The organism is Bacillus fungorum (assembly GCF_002746455.1).
GTDB lineage: Bacteria > Bacillota > Bacilli > Bacillales > Bacillaceae_G > Bacillus_A > Bacillus_A fungorum.
Genome location: NZ_NWUW01000003.1, coordinates 1 through 15,492, shown reverse-complemented (window position 1 = coordinate 15,492; position 15,492 = coordinate 1). Strand labels below are relative to the sequence as shown.

The 15,492-nt window shown below is 35.5% G+C and carries 15 protein-coding genes and 1 riboswitch; of the genes, 3 read left to right on the top strand and 12 right to left on the bottom strand.

Annotated features, from left to right (window positions below; translation table 11 throughout):
• Positions 1–126 precede the first annotated feature (126 nt).
• Together CO726_RS04650 and alo are read right to left on the bottom strand one after the other, a co-directional pair.
• The gene (locus CO726_RS04650; protein WP_099683461.1) at positions 127–879 is read right to left on the bottom strand and encodes a DUF7225 domain-containing protein; all 753 of its coding nucleotides are present in this window, start codon (positions 877–879) and stop codon (positions 127–129) included.
• Between the two features lie 266 nt (positions 880–1,145).
• Positions 1,146–2,684 (bottom strand): anthrolysin O/cereolysin O family cholesterol-dependent cytolysin Alo, encoded by a 1,539-nt coding sequence (gene alo, locus CO726_RS04645; RefSeq protein WP_099683460.1) that lies wholly within the window; start codon positions 2,682–2,684, stop codon positions 1,146–1,148.
• A gap of 443 nt (positions 2,685–3,127) precedes the next feature.
• Between alo and CO726_RS04635 the strand changes: the two genes are divergently transcribed.
• Complete coding sequence (locus tag CO726_RS04635) at positions 3,128–4,474, top strand: short-chain fatty acid transporter (protein WP_099683459.1); 1,347 nt, start codon at positions 3,128–3,130, stop codon at positions 4,472–4,474.
• Positions 4,475–4,514: 40 nt separating this feature from the next.
• Here CO726_RS04635 and CO726_RS04630 read toward each other — a convergent pair whose 3' ends face one another.
• From CO726_RS04630 to CO726_RS04615, 4 genes are all read right to left on the bottom strand, one after another.
• On the bottom strand, positions 4,515–4,868 hold the full coding sequence (locus CO726_RS04630; RefSeq protein ID WP_136699375.1) for a group-specific protein: 354 nt from the start codon (positions 4,866–4,868) through the stop codon (positions 4,515–4,517).
• Positions 4,865–5,440, bottom strand: a complete 576-nt coding sequence (locus CO726_RS04625) for an NAD(P)H-dependent oxidoreductase (RefSeq protein ID WP_099683457.1) — start codon at positions 5,438–5,440, stop codon at positions 4,865–4,867. The genes CO726_RS04630 and CO726_RS04625 overlap by 4 nt, the downstream gene beginning before the upstream one ends.
• 23 nt (positions 5,441–5,463) lie before the next feature.
• Complete coding sequence (locus CO726_RS04620; protein ID WP_099683456.1) at positions 5,464–5,853, bottom strand: SWIM zinc finger family protein; 390 nt, start codon at positions 5,851–5,853, stop codon at positions 5,464–5,466.
• A gap of 253 nt (positions 5,854–6,106) precedes the next feature.
• Positions 6,107–6,424 (bottom strand): hypothetical protein, encoded by a 318-nt coding sequence (locus tag CO726_RS04615; protein ID WP_136699373.1) that lies wholly within the window; start codon positions 6,422–6,424, stop codon positions 6,107–6,109.
• A 40-nt stretch (positions 6,425–6,464) separates the two neighbouring features.
• Positions 6,465–6,563: riboswitch (SAM riboswitch) on the bottom strand.
• Positions 6,564–6,685: 122 nt separating this feature from the next.
• Between CO726_RS04615 and CO726_RS04610 the strand changes: the two genes are divergently transcribed.
• Positions 6,686–6,877 carry a hypothetical protein gene (locus tag CO726_RS04610; RefSeq protein ID WP_000545000.1) on the top strand — a complete coding sequence of 64 codons (192 nt, stop codon included), beginning with the start codon at positions 6,686–6,688 and terminating at the stop codon, positions 6,875–6,877.
• A 168-nt stretch (positions 6,878–7,045) separates the two neighbouring features.
• On the opposite strand, the gene CO726_RS04605 is transcribed toward CO726_RS04610, so the two are convergent.
• The 6 genes from CO726_RS04605 to rraA all read right to left on the bottom strand — a co-directional run bounded on the left by CO726_RS04605 (position 7,046) and on the right by rraA (position 13,678).
• Positions 7,046–7,747 (bottom strand): ECF transporter S component, encoded by a 702-nt coding sequence (locus tag CO726_RS04605; protein WP_099683455.1) that lies wholly within the window; start codon positions 7,745–7,747, stop codon positions 7,046–7,048.
• Positions 7,720–9,381 (bottom strand): ABC transporter ATP-binding protein, encoded by a 1,662-nt coding sequence (locus CO726_RS04600; protein ID WP_136699371.1) that lies wholly within the window; start codon positions 9,379–9,381, stop codon positions 7,720–7,722. The genes CO726_RS04605 and CO726_RS04600 overlap by 28 nt, the downstream gene beginning before the upstream one ends.
• Positions 9,354–10,232 (bottom strand): energy-coupling factor transporter transmembrane component T, encoded by an 879-nt coding sequence (locus CO726_RS04595; RefSeq protein WP_099683453.1) that lies wholly within the window; start codon positions 10,230–10,232, stop codon positions 9,354–9,356. Before CO726_RS04595 ends, CO726_RS04600 begins: the two co-directional genes overlap by 28 nt.
• Before the next feature lie 22 nt (positions 10,233–10,254).
• Positions 10,255–11,064, bottom strand: a complete 810-nt coding sequence (locus CO726_RS04590) for a DUF4430 domain-containing protein (protein ID WP_099683452.1) — start codon at positions 11,062–11,064, stop codon at positions 10,255–10,257.
• Positions 11,065–11,121: 57 nt separating this feature from the next.
• Positions 11,122–12,861 carry a DUF4430 domain-containing protein gene (locus CO726_RS04585; protein WP_099683451.1) on the bottom strand — a complete coding sequence of 580 codons (1,740 nt, stop codon included), beginning with the start codon at positions 12,859–12,861 and terminating at the stop codon, positions 11,122–11,124.
• Between the two features lie 337 nt (positions 12,862–13,198).
• Positions 13,199–13,678 carry a ribonuclease E activity regulator RraA gene (gene rraA, locus CO726_RS04580; RefSeq protein WP_099683450.1) on the bottom strand — a complete coding sequence of 160 codons (480 nt, stop codon included), beginning with the start codon at positions 13,676–13,678 and terminating at the stop codon, positions 13,199–13,201.
• A 199-nt stretch (positions 13,679–13,877) separates the two neighbouring features.
• Here rraA and CO726_RS04575 point away from each other — a divergent pair, with 199 nt between their 5' ends.
• Positions 13,878–15,308: a YfcC family protein gene (locus CO726_RS04575; protein WP_099683449.1), complete on the top strand. Its 1,431-nt coding sequence runs from the start codon at positions 13,878–13,880 to the stop codon at positions 15,306–15,308.
• Positions 15,309–15,492: the final 184 nt, after the last annotated feature.

Here is a 15,492-nt window from a genome sequence, read left to right as displayed (position 1 = left end):
CAAATTCAATTGTAGCCCTTTTACCAAGTGTCTTTTGTTTCATATGATTCCTATAACAATTACAAAGCTGAATAATCATTGTTGGAGCTGCTTGCTTCTGCTAAAAAACTATAAGAAAATACACTCTTATAGGAGTTTATTTTCTACTCTCTTTAAAGAATTTATATCAACCTCATAAGTATTCCCATATGGTCTAAGCGACGGAATCTCTTCCTTTGGCCCATAAAATAATAGTTTCAAATCATCATCTTTATACTGAACTACGAAGAAGTCATCAAATTGGTCAAATGTGTTTTGATTGATCGTGATAAACCCTTTTTCTTGGGCAGTTGTTTTAACACTTATTCTTCGCCCATCTTTAATGACATCATATCCATGCTGATTCGTCACTTTGGATAGCTCACCATTTGTGTAAAGGACACAAAAAAATTCACCTAGACGACCTATAAGATGCCTTAATTCAGTCGCCTTACAACCAAGAACATTCATTTCAAATCTTAACATTTCAAAGTATGCCTCATATAACTTTTTAATTTGTGAGATTCCTATTTTATCCTTATCCTTATAAAAAAGAAGTTTCCCATTATCCCACTCACCTACAACTGATTCACAATCTGCCCCTTTAGGCTTGTGAAAAACTAATCCTGTATAAGGATAATTTTCACCTACATATCTATAAGTTTTTTTATTTATATATACAAACAGATTTTTATTAACAGCTCTCCCTTTGTTATAACGGTTATAGCAATAATCAGCAGGATTAATACTCCTCGGGTTCGTATTAAATTTTGTTATTAATCTGTCCTTTATCTCTGCAAATGTTACAGTATCGCCTATTTTTTCTTTAAGAGCCTCTATGAATTGCTCATAAATAGTCAATGTAATCCTCTCCTCGTGTTTCTCAATATTTTTAGGCCTAGTAGAACTTTCACTCTATAATTCGGCCTGATTGTGGAATAATATATTTAAAGTTCTTTAGGAATTTGTATAACTCTCTATATAAATTTTACATTTAACTACTTAAATTTCATAGACTATTAGAGTAAAATATAAATGGGTTGGGAACCGCAGATATATTTTGGAAACGCCAATCACTTTCACTTAAGTAAAAAAAGCGCCCTGTAAACAAGGCGCTTCGCTCCAACCTAATGACTAATATTAGCAGTTGGATATAATGTTGTTCCTCCAATTGAAACCTTTATTTCATTTGTTAATGGAACATTTTGTTCATTAATGATGGTTCTCCACCATTCCCATGCAAGACCTGTACATTCTCTTGCTACGATTTTTATATTTTTTGAATTTGGTGGAAGAGGGATTACTGTAGAGTAATGAGCTGTTTTGTCTTTGCCACTACCTTCCCATGTTTTATGTGTTAGTACTTCTTTCCCATTTTGATCAAATGTGAATTCATCCCAAGATACATCAAATTGAGCAACGTAAGCACCGTAATGATCGAGTGTCATTTTAGCACTTGAATATTCTGTAGTTGTCGTCTCGATATAATCTGTATTGTTATGAACAGCAGCAGTTGCATTATCTTTTAAGAAAGTGCTTGTATATGAAATTGGGTATGCTGGATTTTTAAAACTTAATTCAGCATTATCTTTAATGATATTTCGAATTTCATTGAAGTCTTTTGTAACAACCTTGTTATGCTCTTTCGCATCTCCACCTAATACTACAGCAGTAAAGGTACTTTCTTCAAAAATATCTTTGTACTGTCCACTCGTTTCGATGCTGTTATTCTTAAGTAAGGCTTTAAAAGCAGCTTGTACATCTTTACTCTTAGATGTTGTTTCTAATTTTACATAAACCGTTCTACCATAAGCTACATTTGAAACCATAACAGGTGGAGCCGAATTACTTACTCCTTTACGAGTTAACTCATCAAAAGTAACACTATTATCAAAAAGATCGGATGGATTGTTAGGTAGTTCAGCACTTACAGTATAAAATATTTGTTTATATGCGGCCACCATCACTTTTTTCTCTCCATTTGCAACCGCATTAAAATCAATGTTTAGACTGTTATCAAGATATTTAGCGTTAACATTAAGAGCACTTGCGATTTGCGATTTACTATAAACCATAGATTCTGTATACTGCATTCTTGCAGGTAACGTATGTGTTGTGGAATACTTTTCATTCCAAGTAGATACTAAATCGTCTACTGCTCCAGCTACATTGCCATATGTCGGATTTTGGACAGTGATTGTATTTTCTTTTCTCATACCAGGTAAGTCTATACTAATATTCAAAGGCTTTCTCTTAGCCACTAATAAACTCGGTTGATTGTCTGCAAAAGCTTTATTGGCAAGTTGTACAGCTCCTGGATACGTGCGATTCACTACAGAATCAATAATTGAAATATCGACTGGTGACGTTGTAAGTGATTTTTTCTCGCGTTCCACTACTACAAATTTACCATTTGAATTAATACTTTCTTTCGGAACAAAACTCTCTACTTTATCACCGTTTACAGCTAAAACCTCTTGATTATTATATGTAAGATTTGCTATGCCAGTATCAATGCCACTAGCATTTTTAGTTACATCAGTTGTATTACTTACTTGTGTTTCTGCGAAGGAAATAGATGAATAATTAATAGTACATAGACTAACTAATAAACATGCAAGGAACTTTCTTCTTTTAGTGTTTTTCTTAACATTCAGAAAAATCACCCCATTCTTTTTTAGTAAAATATGATAATGATTGATAAATGATAGCTAACTAATAAACTTACATAAATGCTTTTAATAGTTCTTGAACTAAAGGAATTACTCCACCTAAAAATTTTAAAACTGCCATTGCGATTTCCATATTACTTCCTCCTCTTTGCTGTATTAAGATGTGTTGTATATTTATGCTTTCATTATAATAAGCTTTTGCATTTGCATCAATTCATTTTTATATGCAATATTTCATATTGAGGAAAAGCAACTTTTTCTGTCAGGGTGATGATGGTTCTACTCTTCTTTAAAATATTTCAACTCAAAATATAATAACGTTTCGACGTAGAATTTAAATCCCTTTAAAAGATATCAGAATTTTCTAACTTTAAAAGGTTATCTCCAAATCAACCTCGAATAATTGTAATAAACATACATAAGGAGGTTGATCTATTTTGTTCCGTTCTTTTACAAATGGTTGTGTCGCCCTAGTACAACGTTTCTTGCCAGAACCGTTTATTTTATCATGTTTATTAACTGTTTTCGTTATTTTCTTTGGCATGTTTGCAACGCACCAAACACCTGTGGAAATGATTAATCACTGGGGTAATGGCATTTGGGGACTTCTTGCTTTTTCTATGCAAATGGCACTTGTCCTCGTGACAGGATCTGCTTTAGCAAACGCTCCTCTTATTAAAAAAGGATTAACGACAGCTGCCAGGCTACCAAAAACGAATGGCCAAGGTATTATTGCCATTTCAATCGTAAGTTTACTTGGTGCATACATAAACTGGGGATTCGGTATTGTTGTATCTGTTTTATATGCAAAAGAAGTGGCAAGGCAGCTGGAAGGATTAGATTATAGACTAGCAATTGCCTCTTCTTACTCTGGATTTCTCATTTGGCATGCGGGGCTTTCTGCTTCTATTCCTCTTACGTTAGCAACAGGCGGCGAAACGTTAATTAAAACGACAGCTGGGAGTATTAAAGAAGCGATTCCAATAACAGAAACGCTATTCTCACCATACGCTCTCGTTCCAGTTGTTATCTTTTTAGTTACGATGCCTCTCATTAATCGGGCCATGCATCCAGATGAAAAACATACGATAACTGTGGATCCTAGCGTGTTTCATGAAGAAGCCGCTGCTCAAGAAATAGAACTAAAAACATTCGCTGAAAAAATGGAAAATAATATCATTATTACACTTTGCGTTGGATTATTAGGTCTCATTTATATTTCCAACTACTTTTATACGAAAGGCTTTAACCTTACACTCGATATCGTTATTTTTATGCTATTAATTGCTGGACTTATTTTCCACCGTACTCCGATTCAATATATTCGTGCTTTTTCAGATTCTACGAAAAGCGCTTCTGGTATTTTACTTCAATTTCCGTTTTACGCAGGAATTATGGGAATGATGATTGGAGCAAATAGTGAAGGACTTTCACTTGGAGGAGCTATCTCGAATTCCTTTATTAGTATTTCAAACGAAACGACTTTCCCGCTCTTTACTTTCTTAAGTGCTGGCATCGTTAATATTTTCGTTCCATCTGGCGGCGGTCAATGGGCTGTGCAAGCACCCATTATGATTCCAGCTGGTGCTGAACTTGGTGTACCTGCTGCAAAAACAGCAATGGCCATTGCGTGGGGAGATGCTTGGACGAATTTAATTCAACCTTTCTGGGCATTACCGGCATTAGCGATCGCTGGTTTAGGTGCTCGTGATATTATGGGATTTTGCGTTGTGAACTTACTATATGCAGGATTCATCATTAGTCTATGCTTCTTATTTATTTAAACGAAAAGCTAGTTTTATACTAGCTTTTTTACATAATGAATCACTTATTTCCCATGCAATTTATAATGATCCTCCACTCTATATCCGTAAGATGTAATGCCTCATATGCAAAAAAATCTTCACATACTTTTTCAATTAGATGTGGATTTTCTCTCAAGAAATTCCACTGTAACGCTTTAGGAAGAAAATATGTTTCATATTCTTTACTTCCCCGTACTACTTCATCAACTTCTCTTTCACAAATTCCTCTTATTAAATAATCATTTCTTAATTGTATTTGAATTTGTTGAAACGTTTCGCTACATTTCTTCAATTGGACTAAGCAATTAATATATGTACGAAGAAGTTCGTTATCATAATTGCAACACTTTATGATACGTTCAATTTCATTCATAATGTACGAGCCTTTTCTTCCATTTCTAATAACCACTTTTCCCGCTTCTCTCGTTTACTCGTTTTCACAGATTGAAAAACTGACCTTTTTATATCGCGCATGCCGCAAAAACGTAAAACACCTCTCTTCATCATAATCCAATCTGCTGATCGATATAATAGTGCGACATACCATAACGGCGAGTCTAACGTATTAATAACCCACGCCTTCTTACCTTTCAATAACCCTTTCGGCAGGGCGCCTTCATATTTATAAGCAAATCCAGCTACAAAAATGCGATCAATAAACCCTTTTAAAATAGCTGGCATCCCCCACCACCATATTGGATAAATAAAGAGAAGAGTATCCGCTTCTTCCACTAACGTTCTGTACCGAGCTGTTTCTTCTTCATTTACTAAATCACGCCTTTTCTTCTCTTCATTAAAAACAAGGACGGGATCAAATTGTTCTTTGTATAAATCAAGTACAGTAACTGAATGATTTGTTTCCTGTAATCCTTTTTGCACATGATCTAAAATCGCCGCGTTAAAACTTGAAGGACTAGGATGAGCGTATATAATTAGTACATTCACTACAAAACAACTCCCTCTATAAATTAAAGTTTCCCCTTCTTTAACATCTTCTCTACAATTTGCACGTTTTTCGAACTTTGTAATAAACGATTCAATACTGTTAATAACTCCTCTTTTTCTAAAGCATGCAACTTCTCTTTCACTGTACTCTCGCCAGCACCTTGAATATCATAAACAACCGCCGCCATATGTTTACAATAATTTTCATAGGGACACTCACAGCTACTTTCCGAAAAATCTTCAAGATCAATAATCACTTCATAATTCCCTGCATTACCAGTTACAAACGCAAATACTTTATTATTATGTATTTCAACATCTTCTACATGTCCTTCTTCAAAATATTCATAACCTCTATCAATAATATGTTTCGGAATATACCTATATATCTCTTTTAACAAATAAGCGTACATAACAACACCTCTTCCTTTAATTCCCTTTTGACTTCCACAACCCCTGCATGTTATTCTAATAACTGTCAAATAGCAAGTATATATGACAAAACGACTGACACCTATTCGGCGAAGGTGTCTCTTTTCATTTGCAGCCGATATGAATTGCCTTTTTCAGGCACATTTAATTTTTGACACTACACACTCAACACCATTCCCTGTATCAGGCTGCTTTAGCAGTCTTTTACTCTACATACTTCAAAAAAAAGAGAGCTCAGCTCCCTTTTCTCGCCTTATAAAATACCCCTTTTTCAGTATAGAGATATTCATCAGCTAATGTAATTTTCCCATCCAGTTTCAGTTCATCTAATAGCCTTGATAAATAAAATTGATGTAACATCTTTTTCGTGAATTTTCCTTCATGATGCGAAACGATATGTTCTTGAATATCTAACAATGATATTGGCTTATCTTGCTCTATCATATATTCATAAACTGTACTACGTAGTTTTACGTATTTTTCGAGTGTCACAGTAATCCGCAACCCCTTTCTTCTTAATATAAATTTTCGTAATTGGTTTTTTTGCAACAAAAAAACCTCTCCGATAAGAAGAAGTTACGTATATATCTTCGTCTTATCTCCCAGAACAAATATGTTCTGCTGGAATTAGCACCTGCATCGCGGTTGCTGGGTTTCATCGGGCCAGTCCCTCCACCTCTCTGGATAAGAAAATATTCACTTAAATCTTACTATACGTAATTTCACTTTAATTGTCAAACAAATATAACAAATTATATTTTCTCTCTTCCTGTTCATACTATACATATATGAATATGCAAGGAGGATTATGGAATGCACGAAAACGCTCGCGGATATGTACAAGACTCTTTTCAATCCTTACAAGAAGCAAAACATTGTTTAGAAGAAGCATTACAGACTGTTGAAAAAGATTTTAATCGCGCTCGTATTGAGCAATCTCTTTATGCGATCGAACAAGCTATTCAACGTTGCGATTACACGGTTCATATTTTAGAACAAGATTGAAAAAACTTCCCATCATAAGGTGGGAAGCTTTTTCAAATGGCATACTTCATAATTATTGCCGTTATGATTAAAAAATATACAGAAAAATGCTCCTTACAATATGTAAGAAGCATGAAAGAGGCAAACGAATATGTAAGTCGCGACCCTACCTCATATAAGTATGCTTTTCTATGCCATGTTATGCTTATCTAATATGCCGTATTTTCTTTTAAATCTTGTAAGAATCGTAATCCAAGAAGTACTAAATAATAGTAAGAACACAACATTCGAAATCGCATGGCTCAAATCGAAATAAAAACTTGCGATATAATACGAAATGACAGCTTCCCATGTTGCTTCACGTATAAAACCGAGAAGCCCCCAGAAATTCATGATCCAGCCAAATAAAAATCCAACAAACAATCCGTACAGGAGTCTTCCCCATAGCTTTTTCATTAAAAATGTATTACGCAATAATCCAGCTATAAAACCAATCATGCCCCATGAAAACATTTGCCACGGCGTCCATGGACCTTGTCCTAAAAAGATGTTAGATACGATAGCCGCTGTTGCACCGATCATAAAACCCGTTTCACTTCCGAACACAATTGCAGAAACGATAATAACAAAAGAAGTTGGTTGTACACTCGGTAAAATAGAAAATGGTACGCGGCTCACTGCTGCAATTGCCGCTAACACGGCAACGAGAACAATTTCACGTGAAACAAACGCCTTCCTTTCAAAGCGGACATAGAAAGGTAACATAATAACAACTAATAAAAACAAACTACTTAACATGTAATACCCATCCATAATAAATGTCGTAAAGAGCAATGTGGCTATTATAACTGCAAAAATACATATTATGAATGCAACATATCGTTTGGACACGCTTCGTACACATCCTCCCACGTTAATGCATATGGCAATTCTTTTCGAATGAATCGATTGATAGATGTTGTATAAAAGAAGTTACCACTAAAAAATTCTTTCGGTGCATCATTCATAATAACTGCTCCGTCAAATAACATCATACATTGATTCACGTATTTTGCTGCAAACTCAATATCATGCGTTGCCATTACAATTGTTGTACCTTCTTTTTGCAGTTTTCTAAATAGCTCTCCTACTCTTTCTTTCTTCCATGGATCTAATCCCTTTGTCGGTTCATCAAGTAATAATAAAGTCGGCTTTGATAATAACGTTGTACATAATGCCAGTAGTTGTTGCTCTCCCCCGCTACAATCATGCGGATGGCGTTCTTTAAGCGAATATAGCCAAAACTTTTTAAGCTGATTTTCTGCTATTTCTTTTCCTTGTTCTCCGTATAATTCACTTGCACGTTCATATACTTCTTCCCACACTGTATCAAATGTAAAATGATAATACGGATGCTGTGATACATACCCGATCTGTTTAAATCGTTCTTTCGAATCAATTTTATGTATCACTTTCCCATTCCACTTTACTTTCCCTCTTCTCGCTTTTTGTAATCCCGCTAAAATCGTTAACAGTGTAGACTTCCCTGTACCATTTTCCCCAACGAGAGCCACCCATTTTCCTTTTTCAATCGAAACTGTTAAATCACGTAAAATAAGTGGACTATTTTTTTCATATTGAAAAGATATATGTTCTGCATTTAAAATTACTTCTTGCTTTTCACCTTGTACTATTGGCTCATTCACATCTGACATGGCTGAAAAATCATTCATTTTCATTTGCGCTTCTCGCACTGTAAACGGAATATCTTCCGCGTTCCATTCTAAAAACAACCTTGGAATTTGCGGAATAAATGGACGGAACTTTTCTACTTCCCACATGTTCGCGATAACCGTTTTAGGATTTCCATCATACACAATTTGACCATTATTCATACAAATAACGCGCGTTGCAAGTGGTATCACTTCATCTAAGCGATGTTCACTTAAAACAATCGTAATGCCAAGTTCTTCGTTAATACGCTTTAACAATCCTAAAAATTCTTTCGCAGCAATTGGATCTAACTGCGCCGTTGGTTCATCTAGTAATAGTAACTTCGGCTGCATAACTAATACTGCAGCTAAATTGACAAGCTGCTTTTGCCCGCCAGATAACGTATGAACAGATTGGTGCAATAAATCTTGAAATCCTAAGAAACTAATGAGCTCCGCTATTCTTTTTTGAATAATATGTGATGGTAACCCGATATTTTCTAAAGAAAATGCCAATTCTTGAATCACTGTATCCATTACGAGCTGATTCTCTGGATTTTGAAATACCATGCCAATTTCTTGAGCAGATAATAAATCCGGTACTTCCCCTAATAAAACGCCATCATAAAAAATTTCTCCTGAACGTGTACCGATTGGAAGTAATTCCTTTTTAAAATGTTTTAATAAAGTCGTCTTCCCAGATCCTGATCCTCCAGCAAGTGCAATAAACTCTCCTTTTTGAACAGAAAGAGAAATATGCTGTAACGCTTTTTCGTTTTCATCAGCATATACAAATGATAAATTGTTTATTTCTGCATGCGCCACCATATCCATTCCCTTCCTTCCATTATGATTGGTAAACTAATAAACATCGTAAATACGACAAACATCATCCCATCGTATTGCTGAAATAAAATAGATTCGACTTTCGGATAAATGATTAACTTTCCTCCGCCATACGTACTACATATAATAGCAATTATAAATAGAATACTTAAATAACTGAGCGTATACCAATCTCGTCTTTCCATTCTATACCGCATATATGTCGTACGCTTCGTTACACCAAATCCACGGGCTTGCATAGAATCTGCCGTTTGCAGTGCATCTTCTAATGAACAAATTAATAATACTTGCAATAATTGCATACCATTTTTCACACGTTCAACAATTGAACCTGCATCTACTTGTACACCTTTCGTTTTTTGAACGAGTGTTATTTTCTGTAATCGCCTAATAAACAAAGGAACAAATCTCACTGTAATCATCGTTAACAATGCTACTTTCGGTGAAATTCTAGAAAATAAATATAAAAATTTATGACTTGAAATAATATCATTATACGAAGCAAACGTAAACATAATCGCAACTAGTAATAACCCCATTACTAGTCCAAACATAATCGCCTCAAGCTTAATACGACTATCACCTAACAAAAATAATGTAGTTCGCCCTCTATGCGTTAATAACGAATTAAATAAAATTACCATAAAAAAGAAAACGATTGTGCTCGGTAACATCTTTCTTATCTTTTCGCTATTCCCTTGCATCACATTTAAAATAACAATTAATACAATTGCTCCAATTAAAAAAAGAGGATGAAGACACATCATACATAGTATCATCACCCCGATATAATAAAAAAAATTCACAAAAGGATGTAAAGAAGAAAAACTTATTTTCATAGTCCTTTACCGAATGCCTTTCTTATTTTAATACATAAACCCACTCGATTGTATCTCCTGGTTTAACTGTAACTACACCCGCACTATGGTTTGGAAACGCACCGTTCACACGATATTTCCACCCACTAGTAGCTGTAATATCTTTTTCATATAAATCATTAATCCCTTTTACATAAACATCGCCTTTAGATCCACTCGCATCCACATCTAAACCTGTACGCTGCAATACTTTATAGACAGTATCGCCTTCTTGTACATCCATCTTTTTCGCACCTAATAAGTATCCTTTATCACCTTTTACTGAGATAGTGACTTGTTTTGCTTGTGGTTTTGGTGGTTCTGGCGGATTAGGTGGTACTGGTTTCGGTGGTGTTGGAAGAGTAACTTCTTTTCCACCTTTATTTGGATCTTCTTTTTGCTCCTGCTTCGGTGTTTCTTTCGGCTGATTCACAGCCTTCGCTTCTTCTTTTACTTCTTGCGTTTTCGGTTGCTGTTGTTTTTCTTCTTGTGCTTTTTGTTGTTCTGGTTGCTTAGTAGCGACAGGCTGTTCCTGAGGTTTTTCTTCTTTCTTTACTTCCGGTTGTGCCTGTGGCTTTTCTTCTACTTTTTGTTCTTGTTTCTCTTTCTGTTCGTCTTGCTTACTTTGTTCTTGTTCAGCTTGTTTTTCCTCCGGTTTTTCTTCCGGTTTCGCTTCATCTTTTTTCTCTTCGTGTTTTGCTACCTCTTCTTGTTTTGGTTCTACTTTCTTCTCAGGCTTTACAGCTGCCTCTTCACATCCGGCAAGTAGCCCAAGGGAAAGCAGTAAAGAAATAAACCATTTCATCTTACTCATGTTGTCTCTCACCTTTCATATTAAAAATTAGGAGCAAATAATTGCTCCTAATTTTTGTTAAGCTGCTTTACGTCTCCATAATACATATGCAGAAGCAATACATAATACACCCATACCTACTTCTGTAGCTGCACTATGAGAAGATGCTCCTGTTTTCGGTAGTGTGCTACCGTTTCCGGACTTTATATTTTTAACTGGTTCGTTATCAACAACAACTTTTAAATTGTCATCTTTCGTTTCTTGTTGTACTTGTTTTTGTTCTTGTGGTTGTTCAGTAACTTCTTTATCTACTACATTATTTTCTGGTTCAACAATCTTTTCTGGCTGTTCAATTGGTTTCGGCTTAATTACTTCACCAATGACTACATTCGACCAATCATAAATCGATTTTCCAAGGTCTTTAAACTGAAGTAAAGCTAATAACGCTTGCTCTGTTGCCATTCCGCTACCGTTTTGATCGCCTGGTAACCATTTAAATTCACCATTTGGAAGTTGATATGACAATAGATTTTGCACTGCCTTATGTAGACGGTTTTGATTTACATCTTTCACAAGTGATAATCCAATAATAGCTTGCGCAGCACTATTAGAATTTTCTTGTCCATCAGCAGAAAAGCCACCATTTTCTAGTTGTTCATTATATAAGTATGCAACAGCCTTTTGCACAGCTGGTTTCACATCTTCTCGATCTTGATAAGGAGCTAATGCTGATAAAACCATACCTGTTACATCAACGCTACTAGCACTGTCTTTACTGCTTGCGCTATCGTAAGTCCAGCCGCCATCTGTATGCTGTGCGTTTAAAAGCGCGTCTACTAAAGCAACTCGATTCCATTTTGAATTCACTGGAACTTCATATTTCTTCGTATCAAATGCAAGTAAAGCAAATGTATAACCTGTAACAGAATTCACTTTATCTGATTCGTACAATTTTTGAACTAAATTATGTTCGCCTACCTTTGTAGGGTCTGCATGCATTGCATTCATCATAATAATCGTTCTAGCTAAATCTGTCGCTGAAAAACGATTAATACGCTTTTCTACTTTTTCAGTTACAGTCTTAACATAATTTAATTTCGCCTCAATTGGTATATCCTTTCCAGAACGAGAAAGGCCTAATGCTACCCAATCACTTTCAATTCCATCTTGTAACATCTTTTCAGATGTCTTATAGATTGCTTCATTTACTTGCGCTGCTGGAACTTGAATGTTCTCTTGCTTTGGTTGTTCTGGTTTTCCATCATTTGTTTTTGTTCCATCTGGATTTTCTTGTTTTGGCTCATCCGTCTTTGGTTCTTCTGGTTTTTCTTGTTTTGGATCATCTGTCTTTGATTCTTCTGCAGTTTTACAAGTACCAAATTTATCTAATGTTTGCTGTAGTGTTTCCTGGCTCATATTGCTCCAGTCTGAAACAAAGCGGAAAACAACAACATCTCCAGATTTTAATTTATAACTATCCGCTCCAACTTCTGCAGATTTATCATTTACATCATACAGCCAGCCGCTTGTGTCCCCAGCCATTAAGCCGTCAATACCTTTGACATACGTTCCAAACGACATCGTCTCTGCTGTTACTTTGTCCCCCATGACTTTTTGTAACAAACTTAAAGCTGTTTCCCCATCTGTAATTTGCTCTTCTTTCGGACATAACATAATTCCCTTTTGTGATTCACCAATAATTGCAAGTTTTGCTGTATTTCCTTCAGCAAACGTAATATGTACTGTATTCGCAAAAGAAACAAATACAAGTGTAACTGCCATTAAAGACGTAAGCAGCCATTTTTTTAACATTGCCATCCCAAAATTTCCTCCCTTACTACTATTTACACAAAAAAAGGCCCTTCAAGGGCGTGCAATTGACACTCTTTTTTTGTAAGTGTCGAACAAACTGTGCAACACCTCCTACCCGCATCATTCGCGGCTATATTTGTATAGGAAAAAAATTTTGTTTATGAACGTATCATTGTGATAACATTCACTTTTCTAGGCACAACTTATTTCCATTTAAGTTATTGTAAAACGATACACCTATACATTCTGTTAATTTTAAATTTCTGTATTATTTTACTATTGACAAAGAATTTTGTCCATGCTTTATCGGATTTATTTTATAAGAATAGTAACTTACTAACCTTTAACTAAGCAAACTCTTTTCACTAATAATGACGCCATCTTCATCCACATAAACATATTCATTCGGCTTCCATTCTACTTCTCCAAATTGCAATGAAATATTTCGTTCTCCTTTACCTTCTTTAACACTTCTATTCGGCATCGTTCCTAACGCTAAAATACCAATATTAATATTCTTTAGTTCACTAGAATCACGAACATATCCATTTACAATAATTCCTGCCAGCTTTCTTTCCTCTGCAATAGCTGCCAAATGATCACCCAGTAACGCACAATTCGTAGAGGCGCCGCCATCCACAACTAATATCGTTCCTGCTGGCAATGTTTGCAATCCTTCTTTTACTAGTACATTATCATCCTTCACTTTTACAGTTGCAATTTTCCCGTAAAACTGTTCCTTCTTCCCAAACGACCGAAAAGACTGACGACATATTTGTAATTCATTCTCAAACTCATCACATAAATCCGTAGTTTTCCACATCTTTTTCCCTCTTTTCCTTTTACTTTCTATTTAACATATTCTTGGATTATTTTCGTTTCCCTGTCTAATGTTGCAATAATTTGTATTGCAGGAAAAGGACAGAAAAACTATTGCCTTAGGGAGCAACCTTTATTATAATCGATTCCACAGATAAAATTCAGAATATTAAAAATTAACTAAGTGAAAAAGGAGGTTTTTTATGCAATTACATACCGAGGTAAAAAAGCAGCCGAGTAAACGAAAGTTTAAAATGCCTGACGCGTACGTACTACTATTTTTTATTGCTTTACTATGTGCAATAGCTACTTATTTCGTTCCTGCTGGAGAATTTAAAAGAGTTACAAACGGGACTGTTACAACGACAATACCAGGAAGTTACCATTCTGTTCCGCAATCGCCCGTAGGATTTGTTTCTTTTTTTACCGCTATTGAAAAAGGAATGACCCTTGCTGCTCCGATCATCTTCTTAATTTTATTTACAGGCGGTGCCATTGCCATTCTTGAAAAAACAGGTGCTCTTGACGGTTTAATCTATCATGTTATTAACAAATTTCGTAACCAGCAATTACTTTTCATATGCATTGTCGCCGCACTTTTTTCTATTCTCGGAACGACGGGTATTATCGTTAACTCGGTTATTGGCTTTATCCCCATTGGCATCATCGTTGCCCGCACATTAAAATGGGACGCTATCGTTGGTGTAGCAATTATTTATTTAGGCACTTATGCTGGTTTTAATGCTACTATTTTATCTCCCTCACCTTTAGGCATTTCACAAAAAATCGCGGAACTCCCAATGTTTTCAGGAATTGGTTTACGTACAGCAATCTATATCTCTTTTTTAATTGCTACCATCCTTTATATTAATTGGTATATAAAACGCTTAAAAAAATCGAATAAAGGAAGCATTCTCGGCGACAACTGGTTTCCAAGTAATGCTCTTTCAAGCGGGAAAGAAACAGAGAAAACAGAAGTTCCTTGGACAATACGTCATAAATTAATTTTACTCGTTTCAGCTTTATCGTTAATTACATTTTTGATAGGTGCTTTTCGTCTACATTGGACAGACGCAGAAATGACCGCTACTTTTATTTTCATAGCAATTACAGCCGGAATAATAGGTGGCATGAAAGCAAACGATATCGCTTCTACTTTTCTAGCAGGTTGCCAAAATCTCATATACGGTGCTTTAATCGTCGGAATGGCTCGTTGTATTTCAGTCATTTTAGAACAAGGCAAATTACTTGGTACAATCGTTAACCAACTCGCACAGTCTCTCGAAGGACAAAGCCCTGTATTTGGTGTTATCGGCATGTATGTAAGTAGTGCCGCATTACATTTCCTTATTTCATCCGGGACAGGTGAATCTGTTATTTTCATTCCGATATTAGCTCCATTAGCTGATTTTATGCACATTACACGCCAAGTTACAGTACAGGCTGTTATGCTCGGCGAAGGTGTAGTGAACTGCCTCAATCCAACTTCCGGTGTTTTAATGGGCGTTCTCGCAGCGAGCGGCATTTCTTACGGAAAATGGATTCGATTCATGGCCCCACTTGCATTCATTTGGTTTATCATCGGACTTATTTTTCTTATTGTTGGCGTGAATATTGAGTGGGGACCGTACTAAAACTATATAACTCTCTACCTATTATTTCGCCGTTATCTTATATAAATAATGAAAAAAGAGGTTGTCCCAAAAGTAGCTGAATAGTTACTTTTGGGCAACCTCTTTTTTTGCATAAAACATAAAAAAGAATCGTCCAACTTTGATATAATTAAGTCACCACAACCAAATCACCAAAAGAAAGGAA